Below are 19,950 nucleotides of genomic sequence, written 5' to 3' on the forward strand. Positions count from 1 at the left end.
ACGACGGGACGGCCAGCAACACATTTGTCTTTTCATTTCCGGGAGAGAACCTACATGACCATCCGTATCGCGATCAACGGCTACGGCCGTATCGGCCGCCAGGCCCTGCGCTCGATCTACGAATACAACCTGCGCGGCGATTTCGAGATCGTGGCCGTCAACGCCTCGGGCGACCTGGCGACCAACGCCCACCTGACCAAGTTCGACACCGTGCACGGCCGCTTCGCCGCCGAGGTGAGCCACGACGAGAAGAACCTGATCGTCAACGGCGACGTGATCCCGTTCTTCTCCACCCGCAACCCGGCCGAACTGCCGTGGAAGGCGCTGAACGTGGACCTGGTGCTGGAATGCACCGGTGCCTTCACCAGCAAGGAAAAGTGCCAGTTGCATCTGGACGCCGGCGCCAAGAAGGTGCTGATCTCCGCTCCGGGCGGTGACGACGTCGACGCCACCATCGTCTACGGCGTCAACCACGACGTGCTGACCTCCGACATGACCGTGGTGTCCAACGCCTCCTGCACCACCAACTGTCTGGCCCCGGTGGCCAAGGCGCTGAACGACGAGCTCGGCATCGTCAAGGGCCTGATGACCACCATCCACGCCTTCACCAACGACCAGGTGCTGACCGACGTGCGCCACAAGGACCTGCGCCGCGCCCGTTCCGCCACCGAGAACATGATCCCGACCAAGACCGGCGCCGCCAAGGCCGTGGGCCTGGTGCTGCCGCAGCTGAAGGGCAAGCTGGACGGCTTCGCGGTGCGCGTGCCGACCATCAACGTGTCGCTGGTCGACCTGACCTTCGAAGCCGGCCGCGCCACCTCGGTCGAAGAAGTGAACGCCATCGTCAAGGCCGCCGCCGAAGGTCCGATGAAGGGCATCCTGGGCTACAACACCCTGCCGCTGGTCTCCTCCGACTTCAACCACACCACCGAAGGTTCGGTGTTCGACGCCACGCTGACCAAGGTCTCCAACGGCAACATGGTGAAAGTGCTGGCCTGGTACGACAACGAGTGGGGCTTCTGCCAGCAGATGCTGCGCACCGCCCGCGCGCTGTTCGCCGCCAAGTAAGCCTTTGATCGACCTACGCCGCGCCTTCGGCCCACCCGCCACGGCGCGGCGTCCGTACGGATAGAGCCATGCAATTTCTCAAACTGACCGAACAGAACCTGGCCGGCAAGCGCGTACTGATCCGCGTCGACATGAACGTGCCGCTCAAGCACGGCACCATCGGCGACGACACCCGCATCCGCGCCAGCCTGCCCTCCATCCTGCACGCCCTGAAAGCCGGTGCCGGGGTGATCCTGATGACCCACCTCGGCCGTCCGACCGAGGGCGAGCCGAAGCCGGAAGACAGCCTGGCCCCGGTGGCCGAGCGCTTGGCCGAGCTGCTGGGCCAGCCGGTGCCGGTCAACGGCAACTGGCAGGAAGAGCCGCTCAGCGTGCGTCCGGGCGAAGTGGTGATGCTGGAGAACGTGCGCCTGAACCGCGGCGAGAAGAAGAACAACGACGAACTGGGCCGCGCCTACGCCGCCCTGTGCGACGTGTTCGTCAACGATGCCTTCGGCACCGCGCACCGCGCCGAGGCCTCGACCCACGCCGTGGCCAAGTACGCCCCGCTGGCCTGTGCCGGCATCCTCTTGACCGCCGAGCTGGAAGCGCTGTCGCAGGCGCTGGAAGCGCCGGCGCGCCCGCTGGTGGCCATCGTCGCCGGCTCCAAGGTATCGACCAAGCTGACCATCCTCGAGGCCCTGGCCGACAAGGTCGACCAGCTGATCGTCGGCGGCGGCATCGCCAACACCTTCCTGCTGGCCGAAGGCCACGGCATCGGTAAATCCCTGGCCGAGCCGGAACTGGTGGCCGAGGCCAAGAAGGTCATCGCCAAGATCCGCGCCCACGGCGGCGACGTGCCGCTGCCGACCGACGTGGTCTGCGCCAGTGAGTTCGCCGAGAACGCCGAGGACACCCTCAAGCAGCTCGACGACGTCACCAAGAACGACATGATCCTCGACATCGGCCCGCACTCGGCGCAGCAACTGGCCGACATCGTCGCCAAAGCCGGCACCGTGGTGTGGAACGGCCCGGTCGGCGTGTTCGAGTTCGACCAGTTCGCCGGCGGCACCGAGACCCTGGCGCACGCCATCGCCGGATCGGACGCGTTCTCGATCGCCGGCGGCGGCGACACGCTGGCGGCCATCGCCAAGTTCGGCGTGACCGACAAGATCAGCTACATCTCCACCGGCGGCGGCGCCTTCCTCGAGTTCCTCGAGGGCAAGGAACTGCCGGCCGTGGCGATTCTGCAGCAGCGCGCGCAGTAAGGCGGCCGGAACCTGTCTTGGGCGGTGGCGGCGCCGCAACAGCCCGCCGAGTAGGCTGGACACTACAGCCCGGGTGGCGGACTCTATAGGGTCCGCCACCCCAACGGAGTCAAACCCATGTCGTTCAATACCTGGCTGCTGTTCCTCGTCACCGTGTTCTTCGTCTCGGCCACGCCGGGACCCAACATGCTGCTGGCGCTGTCGCACGGCATCCGCTACGGTGTGCGCCGCACCCTGCCGACGCTGGCCGGCTTGCTGACCGCGCTGGGACTGATCATGGCCGGTTCGGCGGCGGGGCTGGGAGCGATCCTGGCGGCGTCCGAACTGCTGTTCTCGGTGGTCAAGTATGCCGGTGCGGCCTACCTGATCTGGCTCGGCATCAAGACCTGGCGCGCGGCGCCGGAGCCGCTGGGGCAGGGGCCGGATGCCGACAGCGCAGCCCAGGGCAATGCATGGCAGCGCTTTCGCACCGGCTTCCTGGTGGCGATGAGCAATCCCAAGGCCTTCGTGTTCTTCACCGCGCTGTTTCCGCAGTTCATGGATGCCAGCGCGCCGCAGGGCCCGCAGCTGTTGGCGCTGGCCGGCACTTTCTACGTGATCGAGAGTAGCTGGCAACTGGCCTACGCCGCCGGCGGTTCGCGCCTGCGGGTGTGGCTCAACAGCCCGGTGCGGCTCTCCTGGATGAACCGCTTCGCCGGCGGCTCGTTCATGGCGGCCGGCGTGGCGCTGTCCGGCGTCAGCCGGCACTGAGAGTCCATTCCGCGGCCGGATACGCGGAAACAGACTCGCGCCGGCTTCGGCCGGCTTTATTGATTTGATAGCGGTGCCGTCGCCATGACGACACCTTGCCTTATTCTGGAGAATGACCCATGGCACTCGTTTCGATGCGTCAGCTGCTGGACCATGCAGCCGAGTTCAGCTACGGCCTGCCGGCCTTCAACGTCAACAACCTCGAGCAGATGCGCGCCATCATGGAAGCCGCCGACAAGGTCGACGCGCCGGTGATCGTGCAGGCCTCGGCCGGCGCCCGCAAGTACGCCGGCGCGCCGTTCCTGCGCCACCTGATCCTGGCTGCGGTGGAAGAATTCCCGCACATCCCGGTGGTGATGCACCAGGACCATGGCACCAGCCCTGACGTCTGCCAGCGCTCGATCCAGCTCGGCTTCTCCTCGGTGATGATGGACGGCTCGCTGAAGTCCGACGGCAAGACCCCAGCCGACTACGACTACAACGTCGACGTCACCCGCACCGTGGTCAACTTCGCCCACGCCTGCGGCGTGTCGGTGGAAGGCGAGATCGGCTGCCTGGGCAGCCTGGAAACCGGCATGGCCGGCGAGGAAGATGGCGTCGGCGCCGAGGGCGTGCTGGACCACTCGCAACTGCTGACCGATCCGGAAGAAGCCGCCCGCTTCGTCAAGGACACCGGCGTGGACGCGCTGGCCATCGCCATCGGCACCAGCCACGGCGCCTACAAGTTCACCAAGAAGCCCACCGGCGACGTGCTGCGCATCGACCGCATCAAGGAAATCCACGCCCGCATCCCCAACACCCACCTGGTGATGCACGGCTCCTCGTCGGTGCCGCAGGAATGGCTGCAGATCATCAACGAGTTCGGCGGCGAGCTGGGCGAGACCTACGGCGTGCCGGTGGAAGAAATCGTCGAAGGCATCAAGCACGGCGTGCGCAAGGTCAACATCGACACCGACCTGCGCCTGGCCAGCACCGGCGCCATCCGCCGCTTCCTGGCGCAGAACCCGAAAGAGTTCGACCCGCGCAAATATCTGAAGGTCTCCACCGACGCCATGCGCGACATCTGCATCGCCCGCTACGAAGCCTTCGGCGCCGCCGGCCAGGCCAGCAAGATCAAGCCGATCAACCTGGACACCATGGCCAACAAGTACCTGAAAGGCGAACTGGCCCAGATCGTCAAGTAAGACGCTCGCCGTCCTCCAGCAAAAAGCCGCCTCGACCCGGGCGGCTTTTTTCATCAGGGCATCCCCGTCTCACGGGATCATCCGCTACGCTCCATGCGGCAGAGCGCTCCTCTTGCGCATCGCCTCCTGAAGACGCGCCAGCCCCTCCTTGAGACGCCGCGCCCATGCCTCCCGCCAGCTCACGCCGGGAGCGGCTTCCAGCACGACATAGTCCGCCTGCATCCAGAACAGGGCGGTATCACGCATCATCATCGTTGCGCGCAGGCGCATCAGTTCGCCCTCCAGCCGCTCGATCTCGGCCGCCTGCTGCCGGATCAGGCTGCTACAGCGCGCCTGTGCCTGGCCATAGCCGCGTATCAGGGTCTGGTGCTCGCCCATCAACTGCTCGAATTCCCACGGATCGGCACTCATGGTGCACGCCATCGCGGCTGGCATGCGATCGGTGGAATATTCTTGCATAGGGGCTCCCAAATGGTGGAAATCCGGTTCCTGACAACTCCGTCCATTCGATATTAATTGATAATCATTTTTATTTAAAGATTGAATGTTCCCGCCCATGGCTTTCCCGTCAGCGACCAGGGATACCGCCGTCGAGAGCGTTGCGATCGACGGACGGGCGGCCCGGGCAGCGGATGCCGGGCCGAAACTTACGCCACGGACTCGGCACGGCGGCTGCGCGGCGAAAACGAAGCACCCGGCCTCAGTAGTGGATGCGCGCGTAGTAGGTCTTCTCGGAGGCCTCGCGCGCCTCGCGCAGCGTGCGGATGCCTTTGTCGGCGAGGAGCGGGATCATTTTCAGGAACACCTCGCCGGTGACGATGGCGTCGCCCATCGCGGTGTGCCGCCCGATGATGGTCACTCCCAGCCGCTCGGCGATCGCCTCCAGGCGGTGCGATTCCTGATTGGGATACAGCACCGCCGACAGCAGCAGGGTATCGAGCACCGGCTGATCGAAGCGCACCCCGGTCGCCTCTTCCTTGAGCTGCAGGAAACGCATGTCGAAGGCCGCGTTGTGCGCCACCAGCACGGTGTCGGCGCAGTAGGCGCGGAAGGCCGGCAGCACGGTGTCGATGCGCGGCTGGCCCGCCAGCATGTCCGGCGTGATGCCGTGGACTTGTATCGACTCTTCCGGCAAGGAGCGTTGCGGGTCGATCAACTGCTCGAAACCTTCATGATGCAGCAGGCGGCGGTTGACGATGCGGGTGGCGCCGATCTGGATGATCTCGTCGCCGGCCGCCGGCTGCAGGCCGGTGGTCTCGGTATCGAACACGGTGTAGGAGAGCTCGGACAGCAGACGGTCGTCGAGGGCATGCCCGCCCTCCGACCAGCGGAACAGGTCGAAGTCGTAGAACTCGGGCCGGCTGCCGCCGCGCAGGAAGCGCCGTTCCCCGCCGCGCTCGCGGTTCGGCTCGACCAGCGGCAGCAACATGCGGAACAGGGCGCGGTGCGCGGCGCGCTGGCGCTCGAACCACATCTCGCCGTTGCAGCGCTCGACCACCTCGCGCACCGACGGCGCACTGACCCCGGCGCCGCGCATCGCGTCCAGCTCCCAGGCCATCGCCGTCTCGGTGTTCATGGCGGTGCCGCTCCAGATCAGGTCGAGCTGGGCATGATGCCCGGTGCGCGACAGCGCCAGCCGTACCTCGCGCACGCCGTATTCGTCGTTCAGGCGTCCCGTCAGGTAGCTCAGCGCCTGCAGCAGCGAGAAGCTGTCGACCTTGATCCACACCGTATCGTCCAGCTCTTCCGCCTTGCACGGCACGCCGGTCTGCCCGGTGATCCGCTTCAGGCCCGCCGTGACGAGGTCCGCACCGCGCACCACTTCCAGCGGCCAGCGCGCCTGCAGTGCATCGCCGTAGTGTCCGGCGGCCTGCTCCAGCCGCTGCGACAGCTGCTGCGCTTCGTCGCGGATCACGTCGAGGAAGCGGTGCCGCTCTTCGTCGCCCATGTCAGCGTAGTCGGACAAGGTCTCGGCGGCGGCGCGCAGGCTGCCCAGCGGACCGCGCACGCCCTCGGTGAAGCCCTGGATCACGGCATCGCGCTGCGACTCCTCGGCGAAGTTCGCGGTGATGTCGTCGAGGATCAGCACGAAGCCGGCGATGGCCGGCTCCGTGGCGTCACCCTCCGCCTCGCCGCCCAGCACCGGCGCCAGGTGCACGCGCAGCAAGAGGCCGGGGCGGGTGGAGGCGACGAACTCGGCGGCCGGGGCCTCCTCGCGCCCGAGGCGCTGGCTCACGCTCTCCAGGGCGTAGGCGATCAGCCCGTGATCGAAGATGGCGTAGATCGAGCGCCCGAGGCCCAGCAGCTCGTCGCCCACCTCGGCGCGGGCGCGCTGGTTGTAGAGCAGGATGCGGCCGTCGAGATTGCACACCACCACGCTCTGGTGCAGCTCCGCCATCAGTGCCGCAAGGCGGTTCTTCTCGGCTTCGAGCGAGCGCTGCGCTTGCCGCACCTGTTCCGCCACGTCGCGCTGCAGCGCCTCGCGCGCGGTGGCCAGCTCGTTGATGGCCCGGGCCAGCGCGTCCAACTCGCTGCCGCCGTCGGTTTTCACCCGGCGCGCGCCGTCGGCCACCACGGTGGCGACTTCCTCCGCCAGGCGCAACGGCGCCCGCACATAGCGGGCCGCCAGTTCGCGCAGCGCGGTCACGGCGAGGCCGCAGCACACCAGCCCCAGGATCAGCAGCGTCGTCACCAGGTCGTTGAACGCCAGCCCCGCGCCACGCGCCGACAGCCAGCTCAGCCACGCCGTGGCGGCAAGCGCGGCAACGATGAGGAGACACACCGCCCCGGCGGCGAGCCCCAGCTTGCGCGACGGCGTCATCGGCGCGGCCTCCTCATTGGCCGAGCAGTTGGCGGACCTTCTCGACCAGCTCGCGGGTCGAGAAGGGCTTGGTCATGTAGACATCGGCGCCCAGCGCCAAGCCCTTGGCCACCTCGGTTTCGCGCCCCTTGGCGGTCAGCATCAGTATGCGCACGCCGGCGAGCGCCGGATCGGCGCGGACTTCCTGACAGACGTCGAAGCCGCTCAGCTTGGGCATCATCACGTCGAGCAGCACGATGTCGGGCCGATGCTCGCGGATCTTCGCCAGCGCCTCTTCGCCGTCTCTCGCCACCAGCACCTCGAAGCCCTCGCGCTTCATCAGGAACTCGACGGAAATGACGATGTTGGGCTCGTCGTCGGCGATCAGCAGTGTCTTGGTCATGCCTTGTCTCCTCTCGCAGTCTGGGTGCTGCGTATGTCATTCCATTGTCCCACACTCCCGAGCGGCAGCACGAAGGAGAAAGTCGCTCCGGCACCCGGCGTGCTCTCCACCCACAGCCGGCCGCCGAAGTGCTCGACGATATGGCGGCTGATCGGCAGGCCCAGGCCAGTGCCGGCCGGCTTGTCCGTCATGCCGCCGCCGCCCTGGCGGAAGCGCTCGAAGATCAGTTGCTGATCCTCCGGCGCGATGCCTTTGCCATTGTCGGCCACGTCCACGCGCAGCCCTTCCGGCGTCTCGGCCAGCCGTACCGTCACCCGGCCTGCATCGCGCTCGACGAATTTGGCGGCGTTCGACAGCAGGTTGAGCATCACCTGGATCAGGCGGTCGCGGTCGGCCAGGAGCGGCGGCACGCTGTCCGGCAAGTCCAGCGTGAGCGTCACCCCCTTGTCGCGGAACAGTTGCCCGGTCGCTTCGGCCGACTGCGCCACCAGTTCCTTCAGGTCGATTTCGGTGGTGTGCCACTCGGCGTTGCCGGACTCGATCTTGGCGAGATCGAGGGTCTGGTTCACCAGACGCGTCAGACGTTCGGTCTCGCCGACGATGATGGCATGGAAGCGCTGACGCTCCTCCGGCGGGATGTCCGGGTCGTCGAGCAGGATTTCGGACAGGGCGCGGATCGAGGTCAGCGGCGTGCGCAGCTCGTGCGTCACCGACGACATGAAGTCGTCCTTGAGCCGGTCGAGCTCCTGCAGGCGGGCATTGGCCGCCGTCAGTTCGCGCGTGGCAGCCTCCAGCTGCCGCGACTTGTGCTCCAGCTCGCGGCTGTAGCGGCGCAGCTGCGAGGCCTCGTCGAGGATGTCCATCACCTCGGCCTGCGACAGCGCTTCCTCCTGCACCACCGACGCCACCATGACCCGGGCCGAAGCGCTGCCGATGGCGCCGGCCAGCTGGGCCTCGGCGAAGTGCACCAGGTCGGCGTCGGCCTCCAGCAGCGCCGGGTCCCTCACGCCGTGCCGGCGGGCGTAGGCGGTGAAGGCCATGCGTGCCCGCTCCGGACCGAGAAAGCGCCCGACCAGCGTCTGCAGCTCGCCGCTGTCGGCGCGCCCGCGCCACAGCGCCACCCCGACCGGGCGGGAGTGCTTCAGCGCGTCGACGAACAGCCGCGCCTGGCTCGCCTCGATGGCGCTGGGCGCCCGGCGCAGCGACACCACGACGTAGGCACCGATGTTGGCGCACAGGCTCCAGAACAGGCTGTGCGAGATCTCGTCCAGCCCGGACAGGCCGAACAGCTGCTGCGGCCTGAGCAGCCACAATCCGAGCGGCCCGTCGCTGAGAAAGCTGCCCGGCAGCCAGCCGGACTTGGCGAACGACGGCAGCAGCAGGGTGTAGCCCCACACCAGGAAGCCGGCCGTCAGCCCCGCCAGCGCGCCGTCGCGCGTGCCGCCGCGCCAATACATGCCGCCGATCATCGCCGGCGCGAACTGGGCGACAGCGGCGAAGCTGATCAGGCCGATGCCGACCAGGGCGTAGGCCTCGCCGGCGAGACGGAAATAGAGGTAGCCCAAGAGCAGGATGACGACAATGGCGCCACGGCGGATCGCCAGCAACAACCCCGACAGATCGCGCGAGGCGTCCAGAGCCAGCCGGCGCCAGCGCAGCAGCAGCGGCATCACCAGGTCGTTGCAGACCATGGTGGAGAGCGCGATGGTCTCGACGATGACCATGCCGGTGGCGGCCGACAAGCCACCGATGAACACCAGCAGCGCCAGCGCGCCCTGGTGCGCGGCCACCGGCAGCGTCAGCACGAAGGTGTCGGCGTCCACCGCTTGCCCGGAAAAGTGCAGCAGGCCGCCCAGCGTGATCGGCAGCACGAACACGTTGATCAGCAAGAGATAGAGCGGAAACAGCCAGATGGCGCGTTTCAGGTGCGATTCGTTGACGTTTTCCACCACCGCCACCTGGAACTGGCGCGGCAGGAACAGCATCGCCAGCGCCGCCAGCAGGGTCAGCGAAAACCAGGTGGCGTAGCCCTGGCTCTGCGCCAGCGAGCCGGCCAGCAGGCGCAGCCGCTCCACCGCCTGGGCGCGCTGGAAGATGTCGCCGAAGCCGTCGTAGAGGCCGTAGGTGACGAAGAGGCCGGCGGCGCTGAAGGCCACCAGCTTGACCACCGACTCCAGCGCCACCGCCGCCACCATGCCCTCGTGGCGCTCGGTGGCGTCGAGGTGGCGCGTGCCGAACAGGATGGTGAAGGCGGCGAGGATCAGCGCGATGTAGAACGTGCTGTCGGCGAAGAAGGGCGGCGCCACGTCGCGGCGCGGCATCAGCGCCTGGGGGTACTGCAGCAGGATGTCGAAGCTGCCGGACACCGCCTTGAGCTGCAGCGAGATGTACGGCACCACGCCGACCACCGCGATCACCGTCACCAGCCCGCCCAACAGCTGGCTCTTGCCATAGCGCGAGGCGATGAAGTCGGCAATCGAGGTGATGCGGTTGGCCTTGGCGCTGCGGATCATCTTCAACAGCAGGAACCAGCCCAGCGCCATCACCAGGGTTGGCCCAAGATAGATCGGCAGGAAGCCGACGCCCGAACCGGCGGCGCGGCCGACGCTGCCGTAGAAGGTCCAGGTGGTGCAATACACCGCCATCGACAGCGCGTAGACGGTGGGGTTGGCAATCACCGAGCGGCGCTGGTCGGCACGCCGGTCCGCCCACCAGGCGACGGCGAACAGCAGCCCCAGGTAGAGCAGGGAAACGACGACGATGACCGGAACCAGGCGCAAGGTCGGCCCGCCTCAATCGCGCCGGCGCTCGATGATCCAGGCCATCAGCACGATCAGGCCGAACCACGCGGCGAACAGGTAGACGAACAACAGGGGCAGACCGAACAGCTCGGCCGGGCGGTCGAACAGGGCGAGCACCGGGTAGTTGAACAGCAGGCAACCGGCGAGAAACAGCGCGACCAGGCGCGGTCCCCTGAGAATGCTGCCCTGCATGGCCCTCTCCCCGGTATGGTTATGCTCCCATTATAAGCACAAGCCCGCTGTCGCCGGCAGAGGCCTTAACCGGCCAGCTTGCCCTGGTACAGCGCCGCGATCAGGTCGGACTGGCTGATCATGCCGCACAGGGTGCCGTCCGTGCCGACCACCGGCACATGATGCAGGCCACGGTCGGCGAACAGCGGCACCAGCTCGACCAAATGCAGATTCTCGCGCACGCTGACCACCGGCGTGCTCATGATCGCCGCCACGCGGTTGTCGGCGCCGCGCCCGCCCAACAGCCGCGCCACGCGCTCGCGCAGGCCCTGCGGCGTGCCGTCCAGTCGCTTGAGGAAGTCCACCAGCGACACCATGCCCAGCACCTGGCCAAACTCGCCGAGCACCGGCAAGGCACGCACCTTGTGCCGGCGCAGCAGGCGCCACGCCTCCTGCAGGCTGGCGTCCGGCCGCAGGCTGATCAGGTCGCGCGACATGATGTCGCGGCAGCGGATGTCGCCGAGGCGGCGCCGATAGGAATGCATCTCGGCCAGGGTCATCACCTGCTCCAGGTCGCTGCGGCTGATGTCGAGCAGGTGGTTGAAGCCGGCCAGCGCGGCCTCGACGTCCTCATCGCGGATGCCCAGCCGCTCCAGCGGCTTGGGATCGCGGATCAGGTGGCGGTTCGGCTGCGGCAGCGGGCGCGGGTAGGGGCGACGCAACACGCGGTTGTTGAGCAGCAAGGCCAGCGCCAGCATGGCGAGCGCGTTGAGCAGCACCGGCCACAGCACGAAACCGAAACCCATGTCATGGATTTCCGGCCCGCCGATCACCGCGTTGAGCGCGATCGCCCCGCCCGGCGGGTGCAGGCAACGCAACGAGATCATCGCGAAGATGGCGAGCCCGACCGCCATCCCGGCAGCGAGCCAGGGGTTGGGCACCCAGCGCGCGCAGACCACGCCGATGGCGGCCGACAGCACATGGCCGCCGACCAGCGGCCAGGGCTGGGCCAGCGGGCTGCTCGGCAGCGCGAACAGCAACACCGCGGCCGCGCCCATCGAGGCCACCAGCCAGGGCGCCTGGCCCACGGCCAGATGCGTGATCAGCGCCGTCAGCGCGATGGCGGCCAGCGCGGCGGCGGCCACCGCCAGTTGCTCGCGCCGGCTGATGACCAGGGGTTCCGGCCACCAGCGGCCGAGACGGCGGCGCAGGGTGGCGGACAGGGAAGGGGTGGGGACGAAGGAATTCATCCGGCCATTGTAATGAACATGTATTCCATATACCACTTTCAGTATGTTCGTAGTAGTTTTATCGCTGTGGATAAACGACCGTGAACACACCCTAATACTTTCGACCAGCCGCCGGCCCGCCATCCGCAGCATTGGCCCGGAGGCCCGGCTTGCGTACACTGGCAACATGAGCGAACTGCTATCCCCCCTGGAATGGGTTTTCGTCGTCATCCTGGCGCTGGTGCCGCTGGCCGGCCTGGCCTTTCACCTGTGGGTGATGCTGGCCGGCCACGGCAAACGGGATGCCGGGAAGGAGTCCAAATAGATGAAACTGAAACTGCTGTACTTTGCCCGCCTGAAAGACGCCTTCGGCCGCGATGCCGAGACGCTGGACAGCGAGGCCGCCACCGTCGCCGCGCTGCTGGCCGAGCTGCGCGCACGCGGCGGCGCCTGGGCCGAAGAGCTGGCCGAGGGCCGCGTGTTCCGTGTGGCGGTCAACCAGGAACTCGCCGCGCCCCAGGCCGCGCTGGCCGCCGGGGACGAAGTGGCGATCTTCCCACCGGTCACCGGGGGCTGACATGGACGCTTTCACCGTCCGCGTCAACGCCGCCGCCTTCGACGCCGGCCAGGAAATCGCCCGGCTGTCGGCCGACCCCGGCATCGGCGCCGTGGTCAGCTTCGTCGGCGTGGTGCGCCGCCATGGCGACGGCGACGACGTCGCCGCGCTGGAACTGGAACACTACCCCGGCATGACCGAGAAATCGCTCGCCGCCATCGTCGCCGAGGCGCGCGAGCGCTGGCCACTCACGGCGGCGCTGATCCACCACCGCGTCGGCCGGCTGGCGCTGGGCGAACCGATCGTGCTGGTGGTCACCGCCAGCGCCCACCGCGCCGCCGCCTTCGCCGCCTGCGAATTCCTGATGGACTACCTCAAGACGCGCGCGCCGTTCTGGAAGAAGGAAATCGGCGCCGACGGCCACAGCCGCTGGGTCGAGGCCAAGGCCAGCGACGAGGGTGCCGCCGGGCGCTGGCAATGAGCTACAGCGCGCTGATCCTGGCCGGCGGGCGCGCCACGCGCATGGGCGGCGAGGACAAGGGGTTGATCGAGCTGTTCGGCCAACCGCTGATCGGCCACACCCTGGCCGCGCTGGCGGCGCAGACGCCGCCGCCGGCGCACATCCTGATCTCCGCCAACCGTCACCTCGACGCCTATCGCGCCTTCGGCCATACGGTGCTGCCGGACACCCTGCCCGACTATGCCGGCCCGCTCGCCGGACTATCGGCCGCCCTCGCCGCCGCCCCGGACGACACCCTGCTGATGCTGCCGTGCGACGCGGTACGGCTGCCCGCCGACCTCACCGCCCGTCTGCTGGTGGCGCTGGAGAGCGGCGTCGATGCCGCCTCGGTGCGCGACCCCGAGCACTGGCACCCGACCTTGCTGGCGCTGCGCCCAGGCCTCGGGGCAGCGCTCGACGCTTATCTCGCCGACGGCGGACGCGCCATCCGTGGCTGGCTCGCCACACTCGACCATGTCGTCGTCCCGTTCGACCAGCCGCTGCCCAACCTCAACACCCCCGCCGCGCTGGCGGCACTGGCCGCCGCCGGCCCGGCTGGGCTAGCATGATGGAATAGCCCCGACAGTCAGGAGAACGCGCATGGCCATGGACGTGATCGATTACGAGATTTTCGGCGACGACATGCAGTACGTCGAAGTGGAGCTGGACCCCGGCGAGGCCGCCGTCGGCGAAGCCGGCGCGATGTACTACATGGAAGACGGCATCAGCATGGACACCGTGTTCGGCGACGGTTCGGCGTCGCAGGGCGGGCTGCTGGGCAAACTGATGGGCGCCGGCAAGCGCCTGCTCACCGGCGAATCGCTGTTCACCACGGTGTTCGTCAACCAGGGGCTGAGCAAGAAGCGGGTCGCCTTCGCCGCGTCCTATCCCGGCAAGATCGTGCCGGTGCACCTGTGGGAGCTGGGCGGCACGCTGTACGCCCAGAAAGACAGCTTCCTCGCCGCCGCCAAGGGCGTCAGCCTCGGCATCGCCTTCCAGAGGAAGATCGGCACCGGGCTGTTCGGCGGCGAAGGCTTCATCATGCAAAAGTTGGAAGGCGACGGCTACGCCTTCCTGCATGCCGGCGGCACGCTGACCGAACGCCAGCTGGCGCCGGGCGAGACGCTGCGCGTCGACACCGGCTGCGTGGTGGCTTACCAGCCCTCGGTCGACTTCGACATCCAGTTCGTCGGCAAGCTCCGCAGCGCGCTGTTCTCCGGCGAAGGGCTGTTCTTCGCCACCCTCACCGGACCGGGGAAGGTATGGCTGCAGTCGCTGCCGCTGTCGCGGCTGGCCGACCGGCTGGTCGCCGCCAGCCCGAAAGCCGGCGGACGCTCCAGCGAGCAGGGCTCGGTGCTGGGCGGTCTGGGCGACCTGCTCGACGGCCGGGATTGAGCCCGACCCGGCACGCAGGGGCCGCTCCCAAAAGACAAACCCGGCATCTGCCGGGTTTTGTCGTTCGGGTGCGCGCGGCTCACTTGCCGGCCGGCACGCCGACCTTGGCGCGGCGCGCCTTGACCGCGTCGGCCAGGATCTGCACCAGATCCTCGGTATCCTGCCAGCCGATGCAGGCGTCGGTGATGCTCTGGCCGTAGACCAGCTCGCAGCCCGGCTTCAGGTCCTGGCGGCCTTCCACCAGGTGGCTTTCCACCATCACGCCGAAGATGTGGGTGTCGCCGGCCGCCAGCTGGGCGGCCACGTCGCGCGCCACTTCCATCTGGCGCTTGTAGTCCTTGCGGCTGTTGGCGTGGCTGAAGTCGACCATCAGCTTCTGCGGTAGGCCGACGCCGGCCAGCTCGGCCGCGGCGGCACGCACGTGCTCGCTGGAGTAGTTCGGTTCCTTGCCGCCGCGCAGGATGACGTGGCAGTCCGGGTTGCCGCCGGTGGAGACGATGGCGGAATGGCCGGTCTTGGTCACCGACAGGAAGTGGTGCGGCTGGCTGGCGGCGCGGATGGCATCGACGGCGATCTTCAGGTTGCCGTCGGTGCCGTTCTTGAAGCCGACCGGACAGGACAGTCCGGAGGCCAGCTCACGGTGCACCTGCGACTCGGTGGTGCGCGCGCCGATGGCACCCCACGAGATCAGGTCGGCGAAGTACTGCGGCGTGATCATGTCGAGGAACTCGGTGGCCGCCGGCATGCCCGCGTTGTTCAGGTTCAGCAGCAGGCGGCGCGCCATGCGCAGCCCGGTGTTGATGTCGAACGACTCGTCCAGGTGCGGATCGTTGATCAGCCCTTTCCAGCCCACCGTGGTGCGCGGCTTCTCGAAATAGACGCGCATCACCACCACCAGCTCGCGGGCGTGTTCGCGGCGCAGCTTCATCAGGCGCTCGGCGTATTCTTCGGCCATGGCCGGGTCGTGGATCGAGCAGGGGCCGATCACTACCAGCATGCGGTCGTCCTCACCGCGCAGCAAGGCGGCGATCTCGCGCCGGGTGTTGTAGATCAGCTCGGAGGCGGTTTCGGTGATCGGCAGCTCGTAGAGGTGCGCGATCGGGGGCAGGAGTTCCTTGATTTCGCGGATGCGGACGTCGTCGGTCTGTCGTTGCATGGTGGTACGCCTCGGGCATTTTTCTGTGTATTGACAGCATCACACAATACCCGCATTTTGCGCACTGCGACAAGCCCCGCGGCCTCCCGCCGGGCTCGCTGCGTCACCGGCCGGAAAACAAAAAAAGCGCCCTTTTGGGACGCTTTCTTCGTCTACCTCCGCCGCTCTTCTGGTTAGTCGGCGTATTGGCGCTTCATGCGTTCGCGGCGCTCCTGTGCCTCGACCGACAGCGTGGCGGTCGGGCGGGCAATCAGGCGCTTGAGCCCGATCGGCTCGCCGGTGTCCTCGCAGAAGCCGTAGGAACCGTCTTCGATGTTGCGCAAGGACGACTGGATCTTCTGCAACAGCTTGCGCTCGCGGTCGCGAGTGCGCAGTTCCAGCGCATATTCCTCTTCGAGCGTGGCACGGTCAGCCGGGTCGGGCGTGGCCTCCTGCTCCTGCAGGTGGTTCGCCGTCGCGTTGGCGTTGCTCAACAACTCCTGCTGCATCTGCAACAACCGCTCTTTGAAGAACTCAAGGTGGTCGGCGTTCATGTAATCCTCGCCTTCCCAGTTGAGGATATCCTGTTCGGTCAGCTTGGCCATAATTAGTGCTTCCAGCATAGAGTTGGCAGACAAGCGCTGAAGATTACCGTTGGCATGGTCTTTCTGCAACTATATTGGACAGACGACCCGCCGGGAAAATCCCTCCTCATGTGCCCCGGTATAGTGCGATTCGTACGGAATGACAAGTCCTATTCGACACGAAGGGCGGCCATGGCCGCCCTCCGAATGCCGACCCGGGCCGCTTACTTTTGCGACAGGATCCACTTCACCAGCGTTTTCAGGTCGGCATCGCTGACCTGCGGGTTCGGCGGCATCGGCACCGAGCCCCACACGCCGGAACCGCCAGCCTTGACCTTGGCGACCAGCTTGGCTTCCGCCCCCTTGTCGCCGGCATATTTCTTGGCCACTTCCTTGTACGACGGCCCCACCACCTTCTTGTCCATCGAATGACAGGCCAGGCAGTTGTATTTCTGGGCCAGTTGCGCGCTGGCCATGGCCGGCGTTGTGACTACAGCCAGCATGGCAGCAGCCAGCAGCGTCTTTTTCATACCTCTCTCCTTAAGATCTGAAAGAAATACACCCGGATGCCGGGCGCTCAACCCGACAGCTAACCATAACACCTACAACGCTACCTTGAGTTGTGTCAGAAAAATACTTTCCAACACGCGAACCGGCAACATCAGGATGACCTGGATGATCAGGAACAGGATCAGCGGCGAGAGGTCCACCCCTCCCACGGCCGCCTTGCGGAACGGCCGCAGGAACGGCCGGGTCAGCGCGTCCAGGATCGGCGTGAGCGGGTTGTACGGGTTCACCCAGCTCATGACGGCCTGCACGATGACCGCCCCCATCAAGAGATACAACGACTGGCGGAACACGTCCAGCAAGGACAGGAACAGCAGTCCCAGCCAGGTCTCCGGTGCGCTGAAACTGTACGGCAAGGGATTGAGCGCCAGTATCAGCACGTTGCTGAGCAGGCCGACCAGCAGGGCGAGAAGCAGCGTGGCGGTGTCGTAGCCATGCACGCTCGGCACCAGCTTGCGTAGCGGCAGCACGGCAAAATTGGTCACCGCCATCACAAACTGCGACAGCGGATGCTTAAACGGCGCCCGCACCACCTGCAGGTAGAAGCGCAGCAACAACACCAGCACGAACAGGCCGGCCAGCGTCTTGATCAGGAATTGCAGGGTCTCGGCGATCATCTCAGTCCTGGCTCAGCAATTGTCCCAGCTCCACGGAACGGGCCCGGCAATCCTGCACGCCCGCCTGAATCGCCGCCTTGACGCCTTCGGCCTCGAAGCGGGCGATGGCGCGCTCGGTGGTGCCGCCCTTGGAAGTGACGTTGGCACGCAGCGTGGCCACGTCGAGTTCGCTCTGCTTGGCAAGCTCCACCGCACCGTCGAAGGTGCCCAGCACCAGCTCCCGCGCGGTGGCGTCGTCGAAGCCGAACTCGCGCGCCTTGGCGATCATCGACTCGATGAAGTAGAACACGTAGGCCGGGCCGCTGCCGGAAATGGCGGTGATGTCGTCGATGCCGCCTTCGCTCTCGACCCAGAACACCTTGCCCACCGCCGCCATGATGGCGGCGGCGTTTTTCTTGTCGGACTCGTCCAGTCCGAGCGGGGCGAACAACCCGGAGACGCCCTTGCCGACCATGGCCGGAGTATTCGGCATCACCCGCACGATGCGCCCGCTGCCGAGCCAGCGCGCCAGCGCCGCCACGCCGACCCCGGCGGCGATCGACACCACCAGCGCATTGTCCAGCCCCGGCGCGAGCGAGAGGCACACGTCCTTGAGCTGTTGCGGCTTGACCGCCAGCACCACCACGTCGGCGGCGGAGAGCTGGGCGGGCGGCTGCTCCAGCGCGGTCACGCCGTAGCTCTGCTCGAGCTGGGCGCGCTTGTCGGCGGAGGGCTCGACCACGCGGATGCTGTGGTCGCCCTGCCTGACCAGGCCGCTGATGATGGCGGAAGCCATGTTGCCGCCGCCGATGAAGGTGATCTGCATGCTGAGTCCTCTATTTGTCGATTGTATACTGTAGCCAAAATGGCCAGCCCATTATGCCGGATACGATCGCGAACCGAAAATCGCCGTGCCTACCCGCACCAGGGTCGAGCCTTCGCGCACCGCCAGTTCCAGGTCGGACGACATGCCCATCGACAGAGTATCGAGCGCCATGCCCTGTTGCACCAGTTCGTCGCGAAGGCGGCACAACAGGGTGAACTGGGCGGCCAGCCGGGCCGGGTCGGCAGTCGGCTCGGGAATGCACATCAGGCCGCGCAATCTGAGCCGGGGCAGGGCGGCGACGGCTTGCGCCAGCGCCACCGCCTCGTGCGGCGCGCAGCCGCTTTTGCTGGCCTCGCCCGACACGTTGACCTGCAGGCAGACGTTGAGCGGCGGCAACGACTCAGGACGCTGCACCGACAGGCGCTCGGCGATTTTCAGGCGCTCGACCGAGTGCACCCAGTGCGCCAGCTCGGCCACCGGCCGCGTCTTGTTGGATTGCAGCGGCCCGATGAAGTGCCACTCGATGTCCAGCCCCGCCAGCTCGGCGCCCTTGGCCTGCAGCTCCTGCACGTAATTCTCGCCGAAGGCGCGCTGCCCGGCGGCGTACGCATCCTGGATGGCGTCGCAGGGAAAGGTCTTGCTGACCGCGAGCAGGCGCACCGAGCCCGGCGCGCGCCCGGCGGCGACCTCGGCCGCGGCAAGCCGCCGGCGCACCGCCTCCAGGGAAGACGAAATGGCTGAGGATGGAATGGTTGGCGTCATGATGTCCTAAGTGCGAGCGCAACGCTGTGCCGCCACGGGCAGGGACTATCCCCACTGCATCAGCATACCAAGTCCTGACGCTTATGCTTACAATCAGGAAAAGGTCATGCCGGTGGTCTGGCGTCGGCGGCCCGCCGTAGCGCTATCGAATTGGGGAGAATTATAAATGGAAATTTCCGAGCTCTTGGCATTCACCGTCAAGAACAAGGCGTCGGACCTGCACCTGTCGGCCGGCTTGCCACCGATGATCCGGGTCAACGGCGACGTGCGCCGCATCAACCTGCCGCCGCTCGAGCACCACGACGTGCACGACAAGGTGTACGACATCATGAACGACTTCCAGCGCAAGGCGTTCGAGGAGATGATGGAGTGCGACTTCTCGTTCGAGCTGCCCGGCATCGCCCGCTTCCGCGTCAACGCCTTCATGCAGAACCGCGGCATGGGGGCGGTGTTCCGGGTGATTCCGTCCAAGGTGCTGACGCTGGAGGAATTGTCGGCGCCGAAGATCTTCCAGGAGATCGCGAGCTACCCGCGCGGCCTGGTGCTGGTGACCGGGCCGACCGGCTCCGGCAAGTCGACCACGCTGGCGGCGATGATCGACTATATCAATGAGAACGATTTCTCCCACATCCTCACCGTGGAAGACCCGATCGAATTCGTCCACCAGAGCAAGCGCTGCATGATCAACCAGCGCGAGCTGGGGCAACAGACGCACAGCTTCGCCAACGCGCTGCGCTCGGCGCTGCGCGAAGACCCGGACGTGATCCTGGTGGGCGAGATGCGCGACCTGGAGACCATCCGCCTGGCCATGACGGCGGCGGAAACCGGCCACCTGGTGTTCGGCACGCTGCATACCAGTTCGGCCGCCAAGACCGTGGACCGTATCGTCGACGTGTTCCCGGCCGGCGAGAAGGAGATGGTGCGCTCGATGCTGTCGGAAAGCCTGCGCGCGGTGATCTCGCAGACGCTGCTGAAGACCAAGGACGGCAGCGGGCGGGTGGCGGCGCACGAGATCATGATCGGCACGCCGGCCATCCGCAACCTGATCCGCGAGAACAAGATCGCCCAGATCAACTCGATGATCCAGACCGGCCAGCAGTACGGCATGCAGACGCTGGACCAGTGCCTGCAGGAGCTGGTGCGGCGCAACATCGCCTCGCCGGCCGAGGCGCGGCAGAAGGCCAGCAACAAGGACTTGTTCTAAGAACCGCTAACAAAACCCTCTTGGCGTTGTTGCGCGGCCTTGCCGTACAACTTTGTACTGTCTGCGGCCGCGCGCCTAGCCAAGACCGTTGCACTGGGTTTTGGTAACGGCTCTAAAACACCGGGCACGACAGGCCCGGCATCGGCGTCAGGCGCCAGCAACGATGGGAAGCA

22 protein-coding genes are annotated in these 19,950 nt (G+C 66.9%); 10 read left to right on the forward strand and 12 right to left on the reverse strand.

Going from position 1 to position 19,950, the window contains the following annotated elements:
* The first annotated feature begins 54 nt into the window (after positions 1–54).
* From gap to fba, 4 genes are all read left to right on the forward strand, one after another.
* Positions 55–1,068 (forward strand): type I glyceraldehyde-3-phosphate dehydrogenase, encoded by a 1,014-nt coding sequence (gap, locus tag PSEMAI1_RS0119595; protein ID WP_024304498.1) that lies wholly within the window; start codon positions 55–57, stop codon positions 1,066–1,068.
* A gap of 68 nt (positions 1,069–1,136) precedes the next feature.
* Entirely contained in the window at positions 1,137–2,315 is a 1,179-nt protein-coding gene (locus tag PSEMAI1_RS0119600; protein WP_024304499.1) for a phosphoglycerate kinase, read from the forward strand.
* A 117-nt stretch (positions 2,316–2,432) separates the two neighbouring features.
* The gene (locus PSEMAI1_RS0119605; protein WP_024304500.1) at positions 2,433–3,065 is read left to right on the forward strand and encodes a LysE family translocator; all 633 of its coding nucleotides are present in this window, start codon (positions 2,433–2,435) and stop codon (positions 3,063–3,065) included.
* 119 nt (positions 3,066–3,184) lie between these two features.
* Positions 3,185–4,249, forward strand: a complete 1,065-nt coding sequence (gene fba, locus PSEMAI1_RS0119610) for a class II fructose-bisphosphate aldolase (RefSeq protein ID WP_024304501.1) — start codon at positions 3,185–3,187, stop codon at positions 4,247–4,249.
* A gap of 84 nt (positions 4,250–4,333) precedes the next feature.
* Here the strand turns inward: fba and PSEMAI1_RS0119615 are convergent, their stop codons facing one another.
* From PSEMAI1_RS0119615 to PSEMAI1_RS0119640, 6 genes are all read right to left on the reverse strand, one after another.
* Complete coding sequence (locus tag PSEMAI1_RS0119615; protein WP_024304502.1) at positions 4,334–4,660, reverse strand: hypothetical protein; 327 nt, start codon at positions 4,658–4,660, stop codon at positions 4,334–4,336.
* Positions 4,661–4,949: 289 nt separating this feature from the next.
* Positions 4,950–7,070, reverse strand: a complete 2,121-nt coding sequence (locus PSEMAI1_RS0119620) for an exonuclease domain-containing protein (protein ID WP_024304503.1) — start codon at positions 7,068–7,070, stop codon at positions 4,950–4,952.
* A 13-nt stretch (positions 7,071–7,083) separates the two neighbouring features.
* Complete coding sequence (locus PSEMAI1_RS0119625; protein WP_024304504.1) at positions 7,084–7,452, reverse strand: response regulator transcription factor; 369 nt, start codon at positions 7,450–7,452, stop codon at positions 7,084–7,086.
* Positions 7,449–10,232: an ATP-binding protein gene (locus tag PSEMAI1_RS0119630; protein WP_156943172.1), complete on the reverse strand. Its 2,784-nt coding sequence runs from the start codon at positions 10,230–10,232 to the stop codon at positions 7,449–7,451. Before PSEMAI1_RS0119630 ends, PSEMAI1_RS0119625 begins: the two co-directional genes overlap by 4 nt.
* Before the next feature lie 12 nt (positions 10,233–10,244).
* On the reverse strand, positions 10,245–10,445 hold the full coding sequence (locus tag PSEMAI1_RS0119635; RefSeq protein WP_024304506.1) for a hypothetical protein: 201 nt from the start codon (positions 10,443–10,445) through the stop codon (positions 10,245–10,247).
* A gap of 65 nt (positions 10,446–10,510) precedes the next feature.
* A complete protein-coding gene (locus PSEMAI1_RS0119640; RefSeq protein ID WP_024304507.1) occupies positions 10,511–11,674 on the reverse strand; it encodes an HPP family protein in 1,164 nt (387 codons plus the stop codon).
* A 166-nt stretch (positions 11,675–11,840) separates the two neighbouring features.
* On the opposite strand from PSEMAI1_RS0119640, the gene PSEMAI1_RS22085 reads away from it, so the two are divergent.
* From PSEMAI1_RS22085 to PSEMAI1_RS0119665, 5 genes are read left to right on the forward strand one after another with little or no spacing between them, the layout of a single operon-like run.
* On the forward strand, positions 11,841–11,978 hold the full coding sequence (locus PSEMAI1_RS22085; RefSeq protein WP_198019645.1) for a hypothetical protein: 138 nt from the start codon (positions 11,841–11,843) through the stop codon (positions 11,976–11,978).
* Positions 11,979–12,230, forward strand: coding sequence for a molybdopterin converting factor subunit 1 (gene moaD, locus PSEMAI1_RS0119650; protein ID WP_024304508.1), 252 nt, complete (start codon positions 11,979–11,981; stop codon positions 12,228–12,230).
* Position 12,231: 1 nt separating this feature from the next.
* Positions 12,232–12,690, forward strand: a complete 459-nt coding sequence (gene moaE, locus PSEMAI1_RS0119655; protein ID WP_024304509.1) for a molybdopterin synthase catalytic subunit MoaE — start codon at positions 12,232–12,234, stop codon at positions 12,688–12,690.
* Entirely contained in the window at positions 12,687–13,277 is a 591-nt protein-coding gene (mobA, locus tag PSEMAI1_RS0119660; protein WP_024304510.1) for a molybdenum cofactor guanylyltransferase MobA, read from the forward strand. Before moaE ends, mobA begins: the two co-directional genes overlap by 4 nt.
* 31 nt (positions 13,278–13,308) lie before the next feature.
* Positions 13,309–14,103, forward strand: a complete 795-nt coding sequence (locus PSEMAI1_RS0119665; RefSeq protein WP_024304511.1) for a TIGR00266 family protein — start codon at positions 13,309–13,311, stop codon at positions 14,101–14,103.
* A 79-nt stretch (positions 14,104–14,182) separates the two neighbouring features.
* Here PSEMAI1_RS0119665 and aroG read toward each other — a convergent pair whose 3' ends face one another.
* From aroG to PSEMAI1_RS0119695, 6 genes are all read right to left on the reverse strand, one after another.
* Positions 14,183–15,259: a 3-deoxy-7-phosphoheptulonate synthase AroG gene (gene aroG, locus PSEMAI1_RS0119670; RefSeq protein WP_024304512.1), complete on the reverse strand. Its 1,077-nt coding sequence runs from the start codon at positions 15,257–15,259 to the stop codon at positions 14,183–14,185.
* Between the two features lie 173 nt (positions 15,260–15,432).
* Complete coding sequence (dksA, locus tag PSEMAI1_RS0119675; RefSeq protein ID WP_024304513.1) at positions 15,433–15,843, reverse strand: RNA polymerase-binding protein DksA; 411 nt, start codon at positions 15,841–15,843, stop codon at positions 15,433–15,435.
* Positions 15,844–16,046: 203 nt separating this feature from the next.
* Positions 16,047–16,352 (reverse strand): c-type cytochrome, encoded by a 306-nt coding sequence (locus tag PSEMAI1_RS0119680; RefSeq protein ID WP_024304514.1) that lies wholly within the window; start codon positions 16,350–16,352, stop codon positions 16,047–16,049.
* Positions 16,353–16,424: 72 nt separating this feature from the next.
* Positions 16,425–17,006, reverse strand: coding sequence for a YggT family protein (locus PSEMAI1_RS0119685; RefSeq protein ID WP_024304515.1), 582 nt, complete (start codon positions 17,004–17,006; stop codon positions 16,425–16,427).
* Between the two features lies 1 nt (position 17,007).
* Positions 17,008–17,811 (reverse strand): pyrroline-5-carboxylate reductase, encoded by an 804-nt coding sequence (gene proC / locus PSEMAI1_RS0119690; protein ID WP_024304516.1) that lies wholly within the window; start codon positions 17,809–17,811, stop codon positions 17,008–17,010.
* Positions 17,812–17,862: 51 nt separating this feature from the next.
* Entirely contained in the window at positions 17,863–18,573 is a 711-nt protein-coding gene (locus PSEMAI1_RS0119695) for a YggS family pyridoxal phosphate-dependent enzyme (RefSeq protein WP_029770857.1), read from the reverse strand.
* Positions 18,574–18,739: 166 nt separating this feature from the next.
* On the opposite strand from PSEMAI1_RS0119695, the gene PSEMAI1_RS0119700 reads away from it, so the two are divergent.
* On the forward strand, positions 18,740–19,777 hold the full coding sequence (locus PSEMAI1_RS0119700) for a type IV pilus twitching motility protein PilT (RefSeq protein WP_024304518.1): 1,038 nt from the start codon (positions 18,740–18,742) through the stop codon (positions 19,775–19,777).
* Positions 19,778–19,950: the final 173 nt, after the last annotated feature.

This window comes from Pseudogulbenkiania sp. MAI-1, from assembly GCF_000527175.1.
Lineage (GTDB): Bacteria > Pseudomonadota > Gammaproteobacteria > Burkholderiales > Chromobacteriaceae > Pseudogulbenkiania.

What these genes read in the sequence shown, in the direction of transcription:
- PSEMAI1_RS22085 (WP_198019645.1), top strand. Translation starts at nt 11,841, where the DNA reads ATGAGCGAACTGCTATCCCCCCTGGAATGGGTTTTCGTCGTCATCCTG.
- PSEMAI1_RS0119665 (WP_024304511.1), top strand. Translation starts at nt 13,309, where the DNA reads ATGGCCATGGACGTGATCGATTACGAGATTTTCGGCGACGACATGCAG.
- PSEMAI1_RS0119605 (WP_024304500.1), top strand. Translation starts at nt 2,433, where the DNA reads ATGTCGTTCAATACCTGGCTGCTGTTCCTCGTCACCGTGTTCTTCGTC.
- proC (WP_024304516.1), bottom strand. Translation starts at nt 17,811, where the DNA reads ATGCAGATCACCTTCATCGGCGGCGGCAACATGGCTTCCGCCATCATC.
- mobA (WP_024304510.1), top strand. Translation starts at nt 12,687, where the DNA reads ATGAGCTACAGCGCGCTGATCCTGGCCGGCGGGCGCGCCACGCGCATG.
- PSEMAI1_RS0119640 (WP_024304507.1), bottom strand. Translation starts at nt 11,674, where the DNA reads ATGAATTCCTTCGTCCCCACCCCTTCCCTGTCCGCCACCCTGCGCCGC.
- moaE (WP_024304509.1), top strand. Translation starts at nt 12,232, where the DNA reads ATGGACGCTTTCACCGTCCGCGTCAACGCCGCCGCCTTCGACGCCGGC.
- fba (WP_024304501.1), top strand. Translation starts at nt 3,185, where the DNA reads ATGGCACTCGTTTCGATGCGTCAGCTGCTGGACCATGCAGCCGAGTTC.
- PSEMAI1_RS0119695 (WP_029770857.1), bottom strand. Translation starts at nt 18,573, where the DNA reads ATGACGCCAACCATTCCATCCTCAGCCATTTCGTCTTCCCTGGAGGCG.
- aroG (WP_024304512.1), bottom strand. Translation starts at nt 15,259, where the DNA reads ATGCAACGACAGACCGACGACGTCCGCATCCGCGAAATCAAGGAACTC.
- gap (WP_024304498.1), top strand. Translation starts at nt 55, where the DNA reads ATGACCATCCGTATCGCGATCAACGGCTACGGCCGTATCGGCCGCCAG.
- PSEMAI1_RS0119625 (WP_024304504.1), bottom strand. Translation starts at nt 7,452, where the DNA reads ATGACCAAGACACTGCTGATCGCCGACGACGAGCCCAACATCGTCATT.
- PSEMAI1_RS0119700 (WP_024304518.1), top strand. Translation starts at nt 18,740, where the DNA reads ATGGAAATTTCCGAGCTCTTGGCATTCACCGTCAAGAACAAGGCGTCG.
- moaD (WP_024304508.1), top strand. Translation starts at nt 11,979, where the DNA reads ATGAAACTGAAACTGCTGTACTTTGCCCGCCTGAAAGACGCCTTCGGC.
- PSEMAI1_RS0119635 (WP_024304506.1), bottom strand. Translation starts at nt 10,445, where the DNA reads ATGCAGGGCAGCATTCTCAGGGGACCGCGCCTGGTCGCGCTGTTTCTC.
- PSEMAI1_RS0119680 (WP_024304514.1), bottom strand. Translation starts at nt 16,352, where the DNA reads ATGAAAAAGACGCTGCTGGCTGCTGCCATGCTGGCTGTAGTCACAACG.
- PSEMAI1_RS0119620 (WP_024304503.1), bottom strand. Translation starts at nt 7,070, where the DNA reads ATGACGCCGTCGCGCAAGCTGGGGCTCGCCGCCGGGGCGGTGTGTCTC.
- PSEMAI1_RS0119685 (WP_024304515.1), bottom strand. Translation starts at nt 17,006, where the DNA reads ATGATCGCCGAGACCCTGCAATTCCTGATCAAGACGCTGGCCGGCCTG.
- dksA (WP_024304513.1), bottom strand. Translation starts at nt 15,843, where the DNA reads ATGGCCAAGCTGACCGAACAGGATATCCTCAACTGGGAAGGCGAGGAT.
- PSEMAI1_RS0119600 (WP_024304499.1), top strand. Translation starts at nt 1,137, where the DNA reads ATGCAATTTCTCAAACTGACCGAACAGAACCTGGCCGGCAAGCGCGTA.
- PSEMAI1_RS0119615 (WP_024304502.1), bottom strand. Translation starts at nt 4,660, where the DNA reads ATGAGTGCCGATCCGTGGGAATTCGAGCAGTTGATGGGCGAGCACCAG.